The 16,013-nt window shown below is 70.2% G+C and carries 16 protein-coding genes; 5 read left to right on the top strand and 11 right to left on the bottom strand.

Annotated elements, in window-relative coordinates; genetic code table 11:
* Positions 1-3 precede the first annotated feature (3 nt).
* Positions 4-666 carry a biliverdin-producing heme oxygenase gene (locus G6045_RS19985; RefSeq protein ID WP_165333373.1) on the bottom strand — a complete coding sequence of 221 codons (663 nt, stop codon included), beginning with the start codon at positions 664-666 and terminating at the stop codon, positions 4-6.
* Between the two features lie 201 nt (positions 667-867).
* Positions 868-1,725 (bottom strand): type I methionyl aminopeptidase, encoded by an 858-nt coding sequence (gene map / locus G6045_RS19980; RefSeq protein ID WP_165333372.1) that lies wholly within the window; start codon positions 1,723-1,725, stop codon positions 868-870.
* A gap of 80 nt (positions 1,726-1,805) precedes the next feature.
* Here map and G6045_RS19975 point away from each other — a divergent pair, with 80 nt between their 5' ends.
* Positions 1,806-2,030 carry a hypothetical protein gene (locus G6045_RS19975; protein WP_165333389.1) on the top strand — a complete coding sequence of 75 codons (225 nt, stop codon included), beginning with the start codon at positions 1,806-1,808 and terminating at the stop codon, positions 2,028-2,030.
* Between the two features lie 32 nt (positions 2,031-2,062).
* Here the strand turns inward: G6045_RS19975 and G6045_RS19970 are convergent, their stop codons facing one another.
* The 8 genes from G6045_RS19970 to G6045_RS19935 form a co-directional block, all read right to left on the bottom strand.
* Positions 2,063-3,379 (bottom strand): MFS transporter, encoded by a 1,317-nt coding sequence (locus G6045_RS19970; protein WP_165333371.1) that lies wholly within the window; start codon positions 3,377-3,379, stop codon positions 2,063-2,065.
* A 104-nt stretch (positions 3,380-3,483) separates the two neighbouring features.
* Positions 3,484-4,434 (bottom strand): hypothetical protein, encoded by a 951-nt coding sequence (locus G6045_RS19965; protein ID WP_165333370.1) that lies wholly within the window; start codon positions 4,432-4,434, stop codon positions 3,484-3,486.
* Positions 4,334-5,329 (bottom strand): iron uptake transporter permease EfeU, encoded by a 996-nt coding sequence (efeU, locus tag G6045_RS19960; protein WP_165333369.1) that lies wholly within the window; start codon positions 5,327-5,329, stop codon positions 4,334-4,336. Before efeU ends, G6045_RS19965 begins: the two co-directional genes overlap by 101 nt.
* Before the next feature lie 3 nt (positions 5,330-5,332).
* On the bottom strand, positions 5,333-6,583 hold the full coding sequence (gene efeB, locus G6045_RS19955) for an iron uptake transporter deferrochelatase/peroxidase subunit (protein ID WP_165333368.1): 1,251 nt from the start codon (positions 6,581-6,583) through the stop codon (positions 5,333-5,335).
* 10 nt (positions 6,584-6,593) lie between these two features.
* Positions 6,594-7,748 (bottom strand): iron uptake system protein EfeO, encoded by a 1,155-nt coding sequence (efeO, locus tag G6045_RS19950; protein WP_165333367.1) that lies wholly within the window; start codon positions 7,746-7,748, stop codon positions 6,594-6,596.
* Between the two features lie 128 nt (positions 7,749-7,876).
* Positions 7,877-8,707, bottom strand: coding sequence for a heme ABC transporter ATP-binding protein (locus G6045_RS19945; protein WP_408056347.1), 831 nt, complete (start codon positions 8,705-8,707; stop codon positions 7,877-7,879).
* Positions 8,704-9,828 carry a FecCD family ABC transporter permease gene (locus G6045_RS19940; RefSeq protein WP_408056346.1) on the bottom strand — a complete coding sequence of 375 codons (1,125 nt, stop codon included), beginning with the start codon at positions 9,826-9,828 and terminating at the stop codon, positions 8,704-8,706. Before G6045_RS19940 ends, G6045_RS19945 begins: the two co-directional genes overlap by 4 nt.
* The gene (locus G6045_RS19935) at positions 9,825-10,892 is read right to left on the bottom strand and encodes a heme/hemin ABC transporter substrate-binding protein (RefSeq protein ID WP_165333366.1); all 1,068 of its coding nucleotides are present in this window, start codon (positions 10,890-10,892) and stop codon (positions 9,825-9,827) included. Before G6045_RS19935 ends, G6045_RS19940 begins: the two co-directional genes overlap by 4 nt.
* Positions 10,893-10,983: 91 nt before the next feature.
* Here G6045_RS19935 and G6045_RS19930 point away from each other — a divergent pair, with 91 nt between their 5' ends.
* Together G6045_RS19930 and G6045_RS19925 are read left to right on the top strand one after the other, a co-directional pair.
* Positions 10,984-12,447 (top strand): HtaA domain-containing protein, encoded by a 1,464-nt coding sequence (locus tag G6045_RS19930; RefSeq protein WP_165333365.1) that lies wholly within the window; start codon positions 10,984-10,986, stop codon positions 12,445-12,447.
* Between the two features lie 58 nt (positions 12,448-12,505).
* Positions 12,506-14,047, top strand: coding sequence for an HtaA domain-containing protein (locus G6045_RS19925; protein ID WP_165333364.1), 1,542 nt, complete (start codon positions 12,506-12,508; stop codon positions 14,045-14,047).
* A gap of 71 nt (positions 14,048-14,118) precedes the next feature.
* Here the strand turns inward: G6045_RS19925 and G6045_RS19920 are convergent, their stop codons facing one another.
* Complete coding sequence (locus tag G6045_RS19920) at positions 14,119-14,511, bottom strand: cupin domain-containing protein (protein WP_165333363.1); 393 nt, start codon at positions 14,509-14,511, stop codon at positions 14,119-14,121.
* 138 nt (positions 14,512-14,649) lie between these two features.
* On the opposite strand from G6045_RS19920, the gene G6045_RS19915 reads away from it, so the two are divergent.
* Positions 14,650-15,516: a helix-turn-helix domain-containing protein gene (locus G6045_RS19915; protein WP_206343947.1), complete on the top strand. Its 867-nt coding sequence runs from the start codon at positions 14,650-14,652 to the stop codon at positions 15,514-15,516.
* Positions 15,517-15,524: 8 nt separating this feature from the next.
* Positions 15,525-16,013: PhzF family phenazine biosynthesis protein (locus tag G6045_RS19910; RefSeq protein ID WP_328707834.1), on the top strand; the 489-nt coding region annotated here is incomplete at its 3' end.

Here is a 16,013-nt window from a genome sequence, read left to right as displayed (position 1 = left end):
CACTCAGGCGCTGAGCGGGAACTCCTCGCCGAGCGCACGGAACACTCCGGTGTTCAGCGCGAAGGCCCGCTTGCACTCGTCGATCACGCGCTGCTTCTCCAGATCGTCCACCGCGAGGCCGTCGAGCAGCTCGCGGTAGCCGCGCTTGAACGCCGCCGGGTTGGTGATCTCCTCGAAGACGTAGAACCGCACGCCGTCGCCCTTGCGGCTGAAGCCCCAGGTCTTCTCGGCCTTGTCGCGGATGATCTGGCCGCCGGACAGGTCGCCGAGGTAGCGCGTGTAGTGGTGCGCCACATAGCCCGCGGGCCAGCTGCGCGCGCACTCGGCGACGCGCTCCGCGTACACGGCCGTGGCCGCGAGCGGCGCGAGCGTCTCGCGCCAGCCCTCGCCGCCGTGCAGATGCGTGAGGTCGCGCTCGAGGGCGGCCGTGCGCATCAGCTCGGGCTGTATGAACGGGCCCGCCACCGGGTCGTCCTTGAGGACCGGTGCCGCGTCCTCCAGCGCCCGGTACACGAACCACAGCTGCTCGGTGTAGCGCGTGTACGCGTCCACACCGAGCCGCCCGCCGAGCAGGTCACTCATGAACGTCGAGGTCTCGGCCTCGGTGTGCTGCTCGTGCGACGCGGTGCGGATGACCGTCGAGAAGGGCGTGACGGATGTGTCCACAGGGACCTCCGGGTCCGAAGAAGCGGGAAACTGTGTCTGATCCTGCTACTTAGGCTTGCCTAAGTCAATGGGTTCCCGACGACCTGTCGGGAAAGTTTCCGGACTGGCTGTCGGTAAAACCTCCCGGACGCAAGAAGAACCCTTCCGGGCAACACGAAGGGCCCGCCGAAATCGACGGGCCCAGCGGGTGCGTGGTGGGGCTCAGGGAAGGGTCAGGATCTCCGCTCCCGTGTCCGTCACCACCAGTGTGTGCTCGAACTGCGCGGTGCGCTTCCTGTCCTTGGTGACGACCGTCCAGCCGTCGTCCCACATGTCGTACTCATGCGTGCCGAGCGTGAGCATCGGCTCGATCGTGAAGGTCATGCCCGGCTGGATCACCGTCGTGGCGTGCGGCGAGTCGTAGTGCGGAATGATCAGGCCGCTGTGGAACGAGGAATTGATGCCGTGGCCGGTGAAGTCGCGCACGACCCCGTAGCCGAACCTCTTCGCGTACGACTCGATGACCCGGCCGATGATGTTGATCTGGCGGCCCGGCTTCACGGCCTTGATGGCGCGGTTGAGGGATTCGCGGGTGCGCTCGACGAGCAGCTTCGACTCCTCGTCGACGTCGCCCACGAAGTAGGTCGCGTTGTTGTCGCCGTGTACGCCGCCGATGTACGCGGTGACGTCCAGGTTGATGATGTCGCCGTCGTTGAGCACGGTGGAGTCCGGAATGCCGTGGCAGATGACCTCGTTGACGCTCGTGCACAGCGACTTGGGGAAGCCGCGGTAGCCGAGGGTCGACGGGTAGGCGCCGTGGTCGAGCATGAACTCGTGGGCGATCCGGTCGAGTTCGTCGGTGGTGACGCCGGGGGCGATGTGCTTGGCGGCCGCCTCCATCGCCTGCGCGGCGATCCGGCCCGCGATCCGCATCGCCTCGATGGTCTCGGGGGTCTGCACCTCCGGCCCGGTGTACGGGGTCGGCGCCGGCTTGCCCACGTATTCGGGGCGGCGGATGCTGCCGGGCACGGAGCGGATGGGAGAGAGCTCGCCTGGTACGAGCAGCGACGGGACAGACATGTCAGTGAGTGTAACGAGCGCACATCGGGCACGATGGCGGCGTGGGAGCGCATCAGCCGCTCGCGGGAAGGGAGCCGGGGATGGCCCTGTTCAAGAAGCGCACGGTCGGCAAGCCGGGCGAGTGGTACTACTGCCTGGAACACAAGAAGGTCGAGGAAGGGCCCGAGTGCCCGGGCAAGGACCGCTTCGGCCCGTACGCGTCACGGGAAGAGGCCGCGCACGCGATGCAGACGGCCCAGGAGCGGAACCTGGAGTGGGAGACGGATCCTAAGTGGCATGACCGCGAGGGTGACGACAAGAGCTGAGCCGGTCCGGGCGGATTCGGCGGGCGGGTGACTCAGGCCGGTTCGGCCGCGGTCGCCTCGCCCGCCTTTTCGTGTGCGGTCTTCACCCGCGCGGTCTCCTCATGTGCCGCCTTGCGCCGCAGCGCATCCGGATCCGTGTCCGCGTCGTACGAGACGAGCTTCGGCAGCGCGGCCGTGAGCAGCGCGACCGCGGCGACACAGGCCGCGCCACCGGACCAGATCGCCGTCCGCGTCCCCGTCCAGCCGGCCATCGCGCCCGCCCTGACCTGCCCGAGCTGCGGGCCCACGCTGTACGAGAGCACCTCGATGCCGGCGAGGCGGCCGCGCAGCTCGTCGGGGATGGTCTGGTTCCAGATCGTGGAGCGGCCCAGGCCGCTGAGCATGTCGCCCGCGCCGGCCAGGGCCAAACAGACCAGCACCAGCCACACGTTCCCGAACCAGCCGGCCGCCGTGATCGCCAGGCCCCAGCTCGCCGCGCCGAAGACGACGAGCAGGCCGTGCCGGCGCACCCGCGTGGTCCAGCCACTCGTCAGGCTCAGCGCGAGGGACCCGATCGAGCCCGCCGCGTACATCAGGCCGAGTGACCACTCGGCGTCGAGGTCGTCCGCGAGGAACGGGAAGATCGTGTTGGGGAACGCGAAGATCATCGCGGCCAGGTCGATGGCGTACGTGCCGAGCAGCACCGGCCGCGACCAGGCGTAGCGCGCGCCCTCGGCGATCCCGCGCAGCGAGGGCTTCTCGGCGTCGTGCGAGGGCGGGGCGGGCGTGAGCCGCAGACAGAGCACCACCGAGGCGGCGAAGCCGACGATCGTGACGGCGTACGCGGTGGCGTGCCCGGCGTACGCGACGACGAGACCGGCGAGCGCGGGTCCCGCGATGGCGCCGATCTGCCAGCGCAGCGCGTTGAGCGCGGCCGCGGCGGTGAGCTGGTCGTGCGGGACGATCCGTGCGAGCAGCGAGTCGAGCGCGGGGCGCTGGAGTCCGGCGAGCGCGGAGACACAGGCCGCCACCAGGTAGAGCGGCCACAGCAGCGGGTTCGGCAGCAGCGCGTTGACCAGGAGGACGACCGCGAGCAGTCCGAGTCCGGCCTCGGTGAGCAGGATGACCTTGCGCCGGTCGACGGCGTCGGCGAGCGCCCCTCCGTACAGCCCGAACACGATCAGCGGGATCAGCTCGACCGCGCCCATCGCGCCCACGGCGAGCGGGGATTCGGTGAGGTCCTTGATCTGCAGCGGCAGGGCGATCATCGCCATGAAGCTGCCGAAGTAGGTGACCAGTCCCTGCGTCCACAGCAACCGGAAGTCACGGCTGCTGCGCCACGGGGAGAGGTCGGGGAGTATCGCGCTCACGTGGGCCTATGTTCCGGGGTGCTCGGTGGGGTGGGCAACGGGTTTTGGAGTGCCGGGGGCGACGAATAGGAGCCCCCGGAAACCCCGGGATGCGCCACGCTGAACTACTCCCCCACCGCGCTCGTGATCCCCATGATCCGGCTCGACAGCACGACCCCTGGCTTCGCCGCGTTCTTCGCCGGTACCTGTGCCGCCAGGTTCGAGACCCGCTCCAGCGTGATGGACTGCTTCACCTCGCCGGTGAGCAGCGCCTCCACGTCCTTCGGCACGGTGATCTTCAGACCCTCGGAGGCCGTCTGCTTCTCGAAGTGCCGCGTGCCGAAGAAGACGAACGCACCGCCGTCCTTCGTGCGCAGCCCGAGCGGCGCGAAGTCCCCCGCCTGCTCCGGCTGGTCGACCCACTGGCGGGACCAGCCGGGGCTGGACTCGCGCGCCTTGCGGTCCGCGCGCCAGCCGCTGGTGTGCGGTCCGTCGGCGAACTCCTTGCCGCCGTCCTGCAGATACGTGGCGTACGCGGCGGGCAGCCGGCCGGGCGCCACGGCGAGTTCGTTCGTGCCGGCGTCCGCCGGTGTGGCGAAGCCGTCCTTGTCGGTCTTGAACTGCGGTACCTCGCCGGGCGTGAGGATGTTGAGGTACGCGACCTGCCACGGGTCGTCGACGGCGTGCTTGACGAAGACCAGGAACCAGTGGGTGTCCTTGGCGGGATCGTCGTCCACGTCCCGGTTGCTGTCGGTGTCGGCGACGAAGAAGCGCGGCCAGCCCGCCTTCTTGGGGATGGCGAACTCGGCGTCGGTGAGTTCGAGCGCCGCGTGCTTCGGGTTCCCGTCCGGCGCGTTCTTCGCCTTCGCCTTCAGACCGGCCTGGTTGATCGCACCGAGCGCGCCCGTGACGTGCTTCTGGGAGAGCGCGGGGTCGTAGGCCTTGTCGGCCTTGTTGTACGCGGCCGTGAACTCCTCAAGGGCCTGTGCCGCCTCGGACTTCGTCGCCGCCGGGACGATCTCCCGCTCCCCGTGCACCGTCACGCATCCGCTCGCGGTCAGGGCCAGGACCGCCATCGCTGCCCCCGCCGCTGCCGGCCGACTCACCCTGCTCATGGCTCGCCTTCTGCTCCTCGCGCCCCAGTGCTGCCTTGCGCCCCAGTGCTGACGCAGGGAACCCTACCGGGGCCAGGAACAGCACCAGGGTGGGGTACAGATACAGCGCCCACACCGTGACCTGGAGCACGGTCGGGTCGGGCTGGAAGTTGAAGATGCCCTTGAGCAGCGTGGCGTGCCAGGTGTCCGGCGGATAGCTGTCGCTGATGTCGAAGGCCTTGTCGCCGAGGCCGCCGACGAACCGCGCCTCCTGCAGATCGTGCATCCCGTACGCGAGTACGCCCGCCGCGACGACGACCAGCATGCCGCCGGTCCACTGGAAGAACTTGGACAGGTTGATGCGCAGAGCTCCGCGGTAGAAGAGCCAGCCCATGACCACCGCGGTGAGCAGGCCGAGCAGGCAGCCCGCGAGCGGGCGCCAGCCGTCGTCGGCGGCGTCCACGGAGCGCCACACGAACAGCGAGGTCTCGATGCCCTCGCGGCCGACCGCGAGGAAGGCCGTCGCCACCAGGGCGCCGGTGCCCAAGTTGAGCGCCGCGTCGAGCTTGCCGTGCAGTTCGGCCTTGAGGTGGCGTGCGGTGCGCCGCATCCAGAAGACCATCCACGTCACGAGTGCCACCGCGACGATGGAGAGGCCCCCGCCGATCAGCTCCTGGGCCTCGAAGGTGAGTTCCTGCGTACCGAACTGCAGGCCGGCGCCGAACGCGAGGCTCACCGTCACGGCGATACCGACACCGATCCAGATGGCCGGCAGCGCCTTGCGGTTGTCCGTCTTGACCAGGTACGCGACCAGGATGCAGACGACAAGCGAGGCTTCGAGCCCTTCGCGCAGGCCTATCAGGTAGTTGGCGAACATGGCTCACGCCCCTTCGGAGAACAGGGCCTTGCCCCACCAGTCGGAGTCCGTCCGCACCCCGGGCGGCACGGCGAAGACGGCCGAACCGACGTGCTGGATGTACTCGTTGAGCACGTCGCGGCGCGCCAGGTTCAGCTGTACGGGGATGAAGGAGTCGCGTACGTCGCGCTGGTAGGCGAGGAAGAACAGGCCCGCGTCGAGGCGGCCGAGACCGTCCGTGCCGTCGGTGAACGAGTAGCCGCGGCGCAGCATCATCGCGCCCCCGTTGGTGTCCGGGTGCGCGAGGCGTACGTGCGCGACCTCGGGCATCGCCTTGAGGTTCGGCTCGTCGTGCTCGCGCTTCTTGCCGAACGGAGCGCCTTCGCCCTTGGTGCGGCCGAAGATGTCCTCCTGCTCCTTGAGCGACGTGCGGTCCCAGGTCTCGATGTTCATCCGGATCCGCCGCGCCACGAGGTACGAGCCGCCGGCCATCCAGTCCGGGCCGTCCTTCTCGGACACCCAGACGTGCTTGCGCAGATTCTCCGTGTCCGTGCCCGCGATGTTCCGGGTGCCGTCCTTGAAGCCCATCATGTTGCGCGGGGTCTGGGCGTCGGGCGTGGTCGAGGACGTCTTGCCGAAGCCGAGCTGCGACCAGCGGATGGCGACCTTGCCGAAGCCGATCCGGGCGAGGTTGCGGATCGCGTGCACCGCGACCTGCGGGTCGTCCGCGCAGGCCTGGACGCACAGGTCGCCGCCGCTGCGGGCCGGGTCGAGGTTGTCCCCGGGGAACTTCGGCAGGTCCACAAGTGCCTTGGGGCGCTTGCCTTCCAGACCGAAGCGTCCGTCGAAGAGCGAGGGCCCGAAGCCGACGGTCAGGGTGAGCCGGGACGGCTTGAGGCCGAGCGCCTCACCGGTGTCGTCCGGCGGCGCCTCGACGATGCCGCCGTACGCGCCCTGGCCGACCGGATGCCCCTGCGTCATCAGCGCGGCGGCCTCGGTCCACTCCTTGAGGAGCTCGATCAGCTCCGCCCGGTCCTTGGTCTTCACGTCGAAGGCCGCGAAGTGCAACCGGTCCTGTACGGCGGTCGCGATGCCCGCCTGATGCTTTCCGTGGAAGGGCACGGCCGCGCCGGACTCGGCTACGGGCGTGGTCCCGTCGCCGTCGTCGCCGAGCGCGGCGACTGTGCCGCCGGCCGCGGCGGCACCGAGCGCGAGCCCCGCGCCGCCCCAGCCGAGCACGGAACGCCTCGACGGCACTTCCGCCTTGTCACCCATGGCGTACCCCTTACTTCACGACTGCCGCGGCCAGCTTCGACAGCGGCTCGGCGAGCGCGTTCACACCGTCGGAGAGCTCCTTGCGCTCGTCCTTGCCGACCTTGTCGTAGGACGTGAAGTCGTAGGAGTTCTTGTCCTTGCGGTACTTGTCGAGCAGCGTGTTCAGGGCGGCGAACTGCTGGTCGAGCTCCTTGACGAGCTCCGGGTCGTTCTTCTCGGCGACCGGCTTGAGCAGGTTGTACGACTCCTCGGCGCCCTCGACGTTCGCCTTGAAGTCGACGAGGTCGGTGTGCGAGTAGCGCTCCTCCTCGCCGGTGACCTTGCCGGTGGCGACCTCGTCGAGGAGCTCCTTGGCGCCGTTGGCCATCGAAGTGGGCGTGATCTCCGCCTCGTTGACCTTGTCCTGCCATGCTTCGAGGTCCTTGATCAGGAGGTCGGCGAGCTCCTTGTCGCGGTCGGTGAGCTTGCCGTCCTGCCACAGGGAGCGCTCGAGGCGGTGCCAGCCGGTCCAGTCCTTCTCCAGGTCCTGGCCCTCTTCGAGACCGTCCTCGCGCAGGTCGACCTTGGGGTCGATGTCGCCGAAGGACTCGGCGACGGGCTCGGTGCGCTCCCAGCCGATACGGCTCGGCGCGTACGCGGCCTTCGCGGCGGCGATGTCGCCGGCCTTCACGGCGTCGGCGAACTTCTTGGCGAGCGGCAGGGTCTCGTCCGCCTGCTCCTGCGCGTACTTGCGGTAAGCGGCCACGGCGGCGTCCAGCTTCGGGTCGCGCTTGGCACTCTCGCCACCGCCGGTGGCCTTGACCTGCTGGCGGATGCCGTCGCCCTTCATGCCCGGCTTGCAGGCGATCTGGTACGAGCCGGCCTTCACCTCGGCGGTGACGTTCTGCTTCGTGCCGGGGCCGATGTTCTCGCGCTCGGTGACGATGCGGTCGTCGGGGAAGAGGATGTAGACCTCGGTGACCTTGGAGCCCTTGTTCTCGACGGCGAGCTCGATATGCCCGGCCGGGAACTCCTTCTTGTCCACCTCGCACTTGTCGTCGGTGGCGGTCACCGAGATGAGGTGGTCGTCGCCGGCCTTGGCGTCGGACTTCTCGGTGCAGCCGGTGGCTATCACGGCGAGGGCGACCGCGGTGGCGGAAGCGAGGGTGGCACGGGCGGCACGCATACGGGCTCCAGGTTGGTCAGGCCAGGTGAGGCTGGCCTAACTTATCCAACCCTTATCTCGCCAGGACCACGGGCTGGTCAAGCCCTGGTCAAGGCAGGATGCGAGTGACCCGCTACCGCCCCCTGGCCTCAGCCGCGCTCCGGGAACACCAGCAACGTCCCCGTACGCGGGTGGGGCAGCACCTCGACCGGCTGCCGGTAGACGCGGCTGAGGAGTGCGCCGTCGAAGACCTCGGCGGGCGCTCCCTCGGCGGCGATCGTGCCGTCATGGAGGACGGCCACGCGGTCCGCGTACGCGGCGGCCAGACCGAGGTCGTGCAGCACGACCACGACCGCGTCACCCGCGGCGGCCCGCTCGCGGCAGACCCGCAGGACGAGTTCCTGGTGGCGCAGGTCGAGCGCCGCGGTGGGTTCGTCGAGAAGGAGCAGCGGGGCCTGCTGGGCGAGCACCCGGGCGAGGGCGACGCGGGCGCGTTCGCCGCCGGACAGGGCGGAGAAGGGGCGGGCCGCGAACTCGGTGGTCTCGGTGGCGCGCAGTGCGGCGGCGATCACCTCGTCGTCGTTGTCGGCGAGCGCGGTGCCGTTCCAGGGCGCCCGCCCCATCCGTACGACCTCTTCCACCAGGAAGGGAAAGGAGAGCGAGGCTGCCTGGGGCAACACGGACCGGCGCAGCGCCAGTTCACCGGCGCTCCACTCCCCCGCGTCCTTGCCGCAGATACGGACCGTCCCGGCGTCGGGCGTCAGGTCGGTGGCGAGGGCCGCCAACAGGGTGGACTTTCCGGCCCCGTTGGGCCCGACCAGGGCCACCACCTCGCCGGCCCGCGCCTCGATGTCCACGCCGCGCAGCACATGGCGCGCGCCGAGCTTGATGTGCAGCGCCTCGGCCGAGGCCAGGGTGGTGCCGGGCTCGACGGGCGCGGGCAGTTCCCGGTGGCGTACGGCGAACAGCGACCGGATCATGCCCAGCCTCCTTGCTTGCGGCGGGTGCGGCGGAGCAGCCAGAAGAAGAACGGGCTGCCGATCAGCGCGGTGAGCACACCGAGCGGGAGCTCCGCGGGCGCCGCGATGGTGCGCGCCGTGAGGTCGGCGCCGGCGAGCACGAGGGCGCCGCCGAGTGCGCTGCCCGGGACCAGGAAGCGGTGTCCGGGGCCGGCGAGCATCCGCAGGAGGTGCGGGACGACCAGGCCGACGAAGCTGATGATGCCGGAGACCGCGACGGCCGCGGCGGTGAGCAGCGCGGTGACGAACATCAGGACCACCCGCATCCGTTCCACATCGACACCGAGGTGGCGCGCGGGCCGCTCGCCGAGCGAGAGCAGGTCCAGCTTGCGGGAGTAGAACGGGGCGATCGCGAGACCGACAAGTGCCCACGGCAGGACGGCGAGCACCTTGGGCCAGGTGGCCTGGGCGAGCGAGCCGAGCTGCCAGAACGTGATCTGGGTGATCTCGGCGTTGTCCGCGAAGAAGATGAACAGGCCGATCATGGCGCCGCCGAAGGCGGTGACGGCGACGCCGGTGAGGATCAGCGTGACCACTTCGGTCCGGCCGCCCGAACGCGACATCGCGTACACGAGGAAGACCGTGATCAGGCCGCCGACGAATGCGCAGACGGGCAGCGTCCAGCTGCCGAAGAAGGTCAGTCCGAACGTGATCGAGGCGACACCGCCGACCGCCGCGCCCGAGGAGATGCCGATGACGCCGGGCTCGGCGAGCGGATTGCCGAACACGCCCTGCATCAGGGCGCCGGCGCAGCCGAGCGAGGCGCCGACGATCAGCGCGAGCACGATGCGCGGGAAGCGCACGTTCCACAGCACGCTCTCGCCGACGCGGTCGAGGGCCGCGCCGCCGAGCCCGATGCGGTGCTGCGCGGAGGCGATCACATCCCCGATCGGTATCTCGTACGCGCCGATCCCGGCGGAGACCAGGCAGATCACGACCAGGCCGGCCAGCATGCCGACGGTCAGGAGGTACGGGACGCTGCGTCTGCCCCGGTTGCCCTGGGGGGCTTTGCCGGCGGGCGACTTGGTGTCCTCGGGCGTCTCGCCCTCGGACGTCGTGGCGGGTGTCACGGTGGCGGTCACTTGGCGTCCCCGTAGAGCTGGTCGACGAGGGACTTGAGGACCTCGTCGGTGCGCGGGCCGTAGTTGAGCAGCACGCCGTCGGGGATGTCGACAACGCGGCGGTCCATGCCGGCGGGGGTCTCGGCGACGCCCGGGACCTTGACCAGACCGTCGATACCGCCGACCGATTCAAGTCCCTTGGTCATCACGAGGATCACATCGGGCTGCGCCTTCGCGAGCGCCTCGGGGGTGATCGCGGTGAAGTCCTTCCTCAGGCCCGACTCGGCGCCCGCGTCGATGGCGCCGGCCGCATCCAGCAGCGAGCCCGCACCGGACTCCGCGCCACCGATCAGATAGACGGCCGCAGTGCCGCGCAGATACAGGAACGCGACCCGCGGCTGCTTCTCCTGCTGCGGAATGTCCTTCTGTACGGCGGCGATCCGGCCCTCGGTCCGCTCGATCAGTTCGTCGCCGGCCTTCTCGACGCCGAGCACCTCGGCGACTTCACCGATCCGCTTGCTCACGTCCTCGAGGCTCTTGGCGGTGTCGAGCAGGACGACGGGGATGCCCGCGTCGCGTATCTGCTGCATCGACTCGGCCGGTCCGGAGGTGGTGTCGCCGATGACCACGGTGGGCTTCAGGGAGAGCACGCTCTCGGCGGAGACATCGTGGCCGCGGGTCACCGTCGGGAGCTTTCCGGCCTGTTCGAAGGTGGCGGTGATGTCCTTGGCCACCACCTTCTCGCCGAGGCCGAGCGTGAAGACGATCTCGTTGACGCTGCCGGTGAGCGGCACGATGCGGTCGGCCGACTTCACCGTGACCTTCTTGCCGTCGGCCGAGGTGACCGTGACGGGCAGCTGAGGCTTCGGCGTACCAGAGAGCGGCTCCACCCGGTCAGGGGCGGCCTTTTGGTCCGACTTAGCACCCTTTGAAGCGGGATTGTCCGCCTGGCCGCCGCAGCCCGTGAGGGCCAGGCAGGCGGCGGCGACGAGCACGCCCGCCCGTCGCAGGGAACGCCGCAAGCGCACCGGGGTCACTCGAACTCCACCGTCCTGTCGTGCCGTTGAGTAGGTCTGCTGTTTCATCTGCGGTTGCCGGGCCGGGAGGGGTTCCGCACCAGGTCGCGCATAGTTTAGGTTAGCCTTACCTCATTGACCAGACCTTGAAGGGGGACCGATGTCTTCGCCGAGACGCGCTGCCCAAGTAGCCGCCGTAACGGCCCTCGGGGCCTTGTTCGCCGCACTGCTGCCGGTCACGTCGGCGCACGCGGAGGACCGTACGGTGCAGGGCGGCAGGCTCGACTGGGGCATCAAGGCCTCGTTCCAGAGCTATGTCACCGGCCCGATAGCCAAGGGCAGTTACACGCTCCAGGGCGGGGCGGCGACCGCCGGCGCGAGCCAGTTCCGCTTCCACTCCGCGAAGGGCTCGTACAACCCGGACACCGGCGCCCTGAGCGCGGGCTTCTCCGGCGGCGTGCACTTCCTCGGGCACAAGAAGCCCACCGGCGAGTACGAGCTCGACCTCACCATCTCCCGGCCCACCGTGAAGATCTCCGGCGGCTCCGGGACGCTGTACGCCGACATGGTCAGCAAGGCCAAGAGCACCGGCAAGGTCACCACCTCCGCGCAGGTGCCGCTCGCCAGCCTCAACCTCTCCGGCATCAACATGAAGGGCGGCGGCACGCCGATCGCCCTCAGCAACGTGCCGGCGACGCTCACTTCGCAGGGCGCCAACGCCTTCGCCGGGTACTACGCGGCCGGCACGCCGCTCGACCCGGTGAGCCTGTCGACGGATGTCGTGGCGGGCTCGGGCTCCGGGTCTTCCGCCGGATCAGGCTCCGACTCCGACAAGTCCGACGACAAGGACAAGAAGGACGAGGAGAAGGGCAAGAAGGACGCGAAGGCCGGCCGGATCGAGGACGCCGCCGTCGACTGGGGTGTGCGCCGGACGTTCCGTGAGTACGTCACCGGCTCCATCGCCAAGGGCAAGTGGGCGCTCGACGGCGGCGCCCAGGACGGCGGAGCGCTGTTCCGCTTCCCCGAGGGCAAGGGCACCTTCGACCAGAAGAAGCAGACCCTCGACGCCACGTTCAAGGGCAGTGTCCGCTTCACCGGCGAGCACGGTCTCGACATCGAGCTGAGCAACCTCGTCGTCGGCGCCAAGTCGGGCAAGGCGACGCTGTACGCGGATGTCGCGAGCAAGGACTTCACCGGGAAGAAGGCCGGGCTCGTCACCTTCGAGGCCAAGGATCTCAAGGCCACGGACGGCCTGGTCACGCTCTCCGAGGTGCCCTCTAGGCTGACGGCCGACGGTGCGAAGGCCTTCAACAACATGTACAAGGCGGGCACCGCGATGGATCCGGTGTCGCTCGCGGTCGCCCTCGACGGCAAGGCCGAGCTGCCGGCGCTGCCGGACCTCGGCTCGGACGCCTCCGCAGCGCCGGACGCCAAGGCGAAGGCGGCGACGCCCAAGACCGAGTCGGCCGCCACCTCTTCCTCTTCGAGCTCCCCCGCGCTGCCGATCGGCATCGGTGCGGGTGCGCTCCTCCTCGCGGCTGCCGCGTTCCTGGTCGTACGCAAGCGGCGTACGTCCCCGGCGACGGCTGCCGCGCCCGAGGGCTCGGCCTCGTCCGACGGCTGAGCGCCCTCACCCCCTGAAACTCCTCAACTCCCTTATTCCCACTAGGAGAACCCCTGTCATGGCCACCTCCCGCCGCTCCATAGCGCTTGCCGCCTCCGCCGCCACTGCGCTCGCGCTCGGCGCCACCACCCTTGCGACGACGTCGGCGTCCGCGGCTGAGACGCCGCTGAAGGACTACACGCTGACGTGGGGCATCAAGCAGTCGTTCCGTGACTACCTGGGCAGCCCCTTCCCCGCGGGCGCCGCTGCCACGGTGACGACGGCGGACGGGGCCACCCAGGCCGAGAACAACGGTGCGTTCACGTTCACCGGTGGCACGGGAACGTACTCCGGGGCACCGGCGCACGCGGTGAAGCTCACCTTCAAGGGCAGCGTCACCATCACGTCGCTCGCTCCCCCGAAGGGCCACGGCTTCGAGATCAAGCTGGCCGACATCAAGTTCGACAGCGGCGCGAAGAGCGTCACCGCGGACGTCACCAAGGACGGCAAGCTCACCGAGGACGTACCGCTGGCCGAGGTCGCCGTCAGCCAGACGATGAAGGACATGGAGACCAAGCTCACCAAGCAGGCCGGCGAGCAGTTGGGCGGTCCGTACGAAGGCGAGGCCGGCGACAAGCTGACCGTGACCGCCCCGAGTCCGGGTGGCGGCACCGGTGGCAGCACGGGCGGCTCGACGGGCGGCTCGACCGGCGGATCCACGGGCGGGTCGACCGGTGGCAGCACGGGTGGCTCCACGGGCGGCTCGACCGGCGGCAACACCGGTGGGTCGACCGGAGGCAGTACCGGTGGTTCGACCGGTGGCGACACCGGCGGCTCGACCGGTGGATCCACGGGCGGCTCGACCGGCGGCTCCGAGCAGCCCGGCGACCAGATCGTCGACGGCAAGCTGACCTGGGGGGTCAAGGAGTCGTTCCGGCGGTACATCTCCGCCGGCGGTGAGGTGAAGACCTCGGGCGGGGCCAAGAAGGTCGCCGACGGGTACGAATTCCCGTACAAGAGCGCGAAGTTCGACGCCAAGGGCAAGAAGGTCGACGCGGGCTTCAACGGCAGCGTCCAGTTCCTGTACACCGCGCACGGCATCGACATGACGTTCAGCGACGTCAAGGTCAAGACGAACGGCACCAGCGGCACGCTGCTCGTGGACGTCAAGACGGCCAAGGGCACCGAGAACGACGTCGAGTTCGCGACGCTGGACCTGGCGAAGGCCACGTACACCGTCAAGGACGACGTGCTGCTCCTGGACAAGATCCCGGCGGCCTTCACCGCCGCGGGCGCCCAGACCTTCGCCAACGACGAGGTCGGCTCGATCTACAAGCCCGGCGACAAGATCGACCCGGTGACGGTCGCACTCTCCCTCGACGAGGACGCCGCACTGCCGGGCGGCGGCGGCACGGGCGGCAACGGCGGCTCCGGCACCGGCGGTTCGTCGACCACCGGCGGCGGCTCCGTGGGCGGCAGCGTCGGTGGCGGCGGCAACCTGGCCGCGACCGGCTCCGACGTTCCGGCGGGCCCGCTGCTCGGCGCCGCGGCCGCGGTGGTCGCGGCCGGTGCCGGTGTGGTCTTCGCGGCCCGTCGCCGCAAGACTGCCGACGAGGCCTGACACCCGGTTCGTACGACGGCGGGCCCTCTCTCCGGAGAGGGCCCGCCGTCGGCGTGTGCGGGCTCGGGCCGTCAGGCCTCGGCGGCCCGCTTCTCCAAACGGCTGCCCCGCGGCAGCGTGAGCGACATGATGTCGCTCGGGGCGTCCAGGACGATACGGTGCCAGCGCCCGCGCGGCACGATCACCGCGGAGCCGGCCGCGAGCTTCAACTCCTCCTCGTCGTCGCCCTGTTGCTCCGGGCGCAGAACCAGCCGTATGCCACCGGTGAGGCAGGCGACGACCTCGTCGGCAGCCGTGTGGATCTCCCAGTGGTCGCCGTGCACATCGGCCTCCGTCTCCACGTGGAAGGTCATCAGCTGCCAGCCGTCCCGGCCGGGGTCGAACACCGGCTTCTCGGCACGGACTCGGCCGTCCTGGTCGAGGTGCAGAAAGTTCATGAAGAGGTCGATCGGGGCCACGGTCACGGGGCACGTCCTTTGCATAGCGAGGTGGAGTGAGGCGAAGTGGGCAGGTCGTCAGTGTCGGCAGGGGCCCGTGGCCGTGTATTGAACAAATGTCACGACGCCCACGCCCTTGCCCGAAGGGGCTCGTAACCTGGAGCCATGCGCACCGCCGAGTCCGCCCGTGCCGCCGCCGCGAGGTGGGACGTGTCCACCCCCGGACGGCCCGGCAGGCTGCCGGGCGTCGGCATGGCGGGATTCCGTGACCGGTCCGCCGAGCCCCTCGACCTCCCCGTGGTGCCGTATCCGTCGGTCATGATCGCCTTCGAGTTCGGCGAGGGGCTGCTCGTCGAAGACGCCGACGGCCGGCAGCAGCGCGGCAGCACCGTGCTCGGCCTCGCCCCCGGCGGTCTGCGGGTGCGCGGCCGCTCCGTCGAATGCCTGCAGATACGGCTGTCCCCGGTCGTCGCGCATGCGGTGCTCGGCGGCGCCACGGCGGCCGAACACCCGCACACGGGCGGGGAGATGGTCCCCCTGGAGGACATCTGGGGTCCCGAGGCCCGCCGGGTCGAGGAGCGGCTGCGGGCCGCGTCCTCCTGGCGCGAACGGTTCGCGCTCGCGGATGCCGAACTGCTCCGCAGGTACACCGCGGGCCGCCCCGCCACCGCGGAAGTCACCTACGTATGGCAGCAGATGGCGGCGCGCAGGGGGCGGATCCGGATCGACGCGCTCGCGGCCGAGATCGGCTGGAGCCGGCAGCGGCTGTGGTCGCGGTTCCGGTCCCAGATCGGTCTGACGCCCAAGCGCGCGGCGCAGCTGCTCCGTTTCGACCACGCCGCCCACCGGCTCGCGGCCGGGCACAGTGCGGGTGCGGTCGCGGCGGAGAGCGGCTATGCCGACCAGTCCCATCTGCACCGGGACGCCCTGGCCTTCGCCGGGATGACACCCGCGGCCGTCGCGGCCGCGCCCTGGCTCGCCGTCGACGACACCGCATGGGCCGTGGCGGCGGGCCCGGGCGCCAGTGCTTGAATGCCCGGGTGAGCGAAACGGTGGGCGTACGCCTCGATGTGGTCCGGGTCTTCTGCGGCCCCGACGGCCGGCACGGCAATCAGCTCGGAGTCGTACGGGACGGAGCCTCGGTTCCCGGTGAGGCGGCCCGGCAGCAGCTGGCGGCCGAACTCGGCTACAGCGAGACGGTGTTCGTGGACGACGACGAGCGCGGTGTGATCGACATCTACACGCCGAGCGTGCGTCTGCCGTTCGCGGGCCACCCCTGCGTCGGTGCGGCCTGGCTGCTCGACCTGCCCGAACTGCTCCCGCCCGCGGGCGTGGTGGCGTCCCGCCAGGACGGCGAGTTCACGTGGATCGCGGCGCGTGCGGAGTGGGCGCCGGGGCGTACGCTGCGGCAGTTCGCGTCCCCGGGCGAGGTCGAGGCGCTCGACGTACCGCCGCCGGGTGAGTGGATCTACGCGTGGGCCTGGCAGGACGAGGCGGCGGGGCGGGTGCGGGCGCGGGCCTTCCCGGGG

The organism is Streptomyces mesophilus (assembly GCF_011044995.1).
Classification (GTDB): Bacteria; Actinomycetota; Actinomycetes; order Streptomycetales; family Streptomycetaceae; genus Streptomyces; species Streptomyces mesophilus.
Note: the sequence above shows the minus strand (reverse complement) of the source record. Positions and strands in the feature narration are given on the sequence as shown.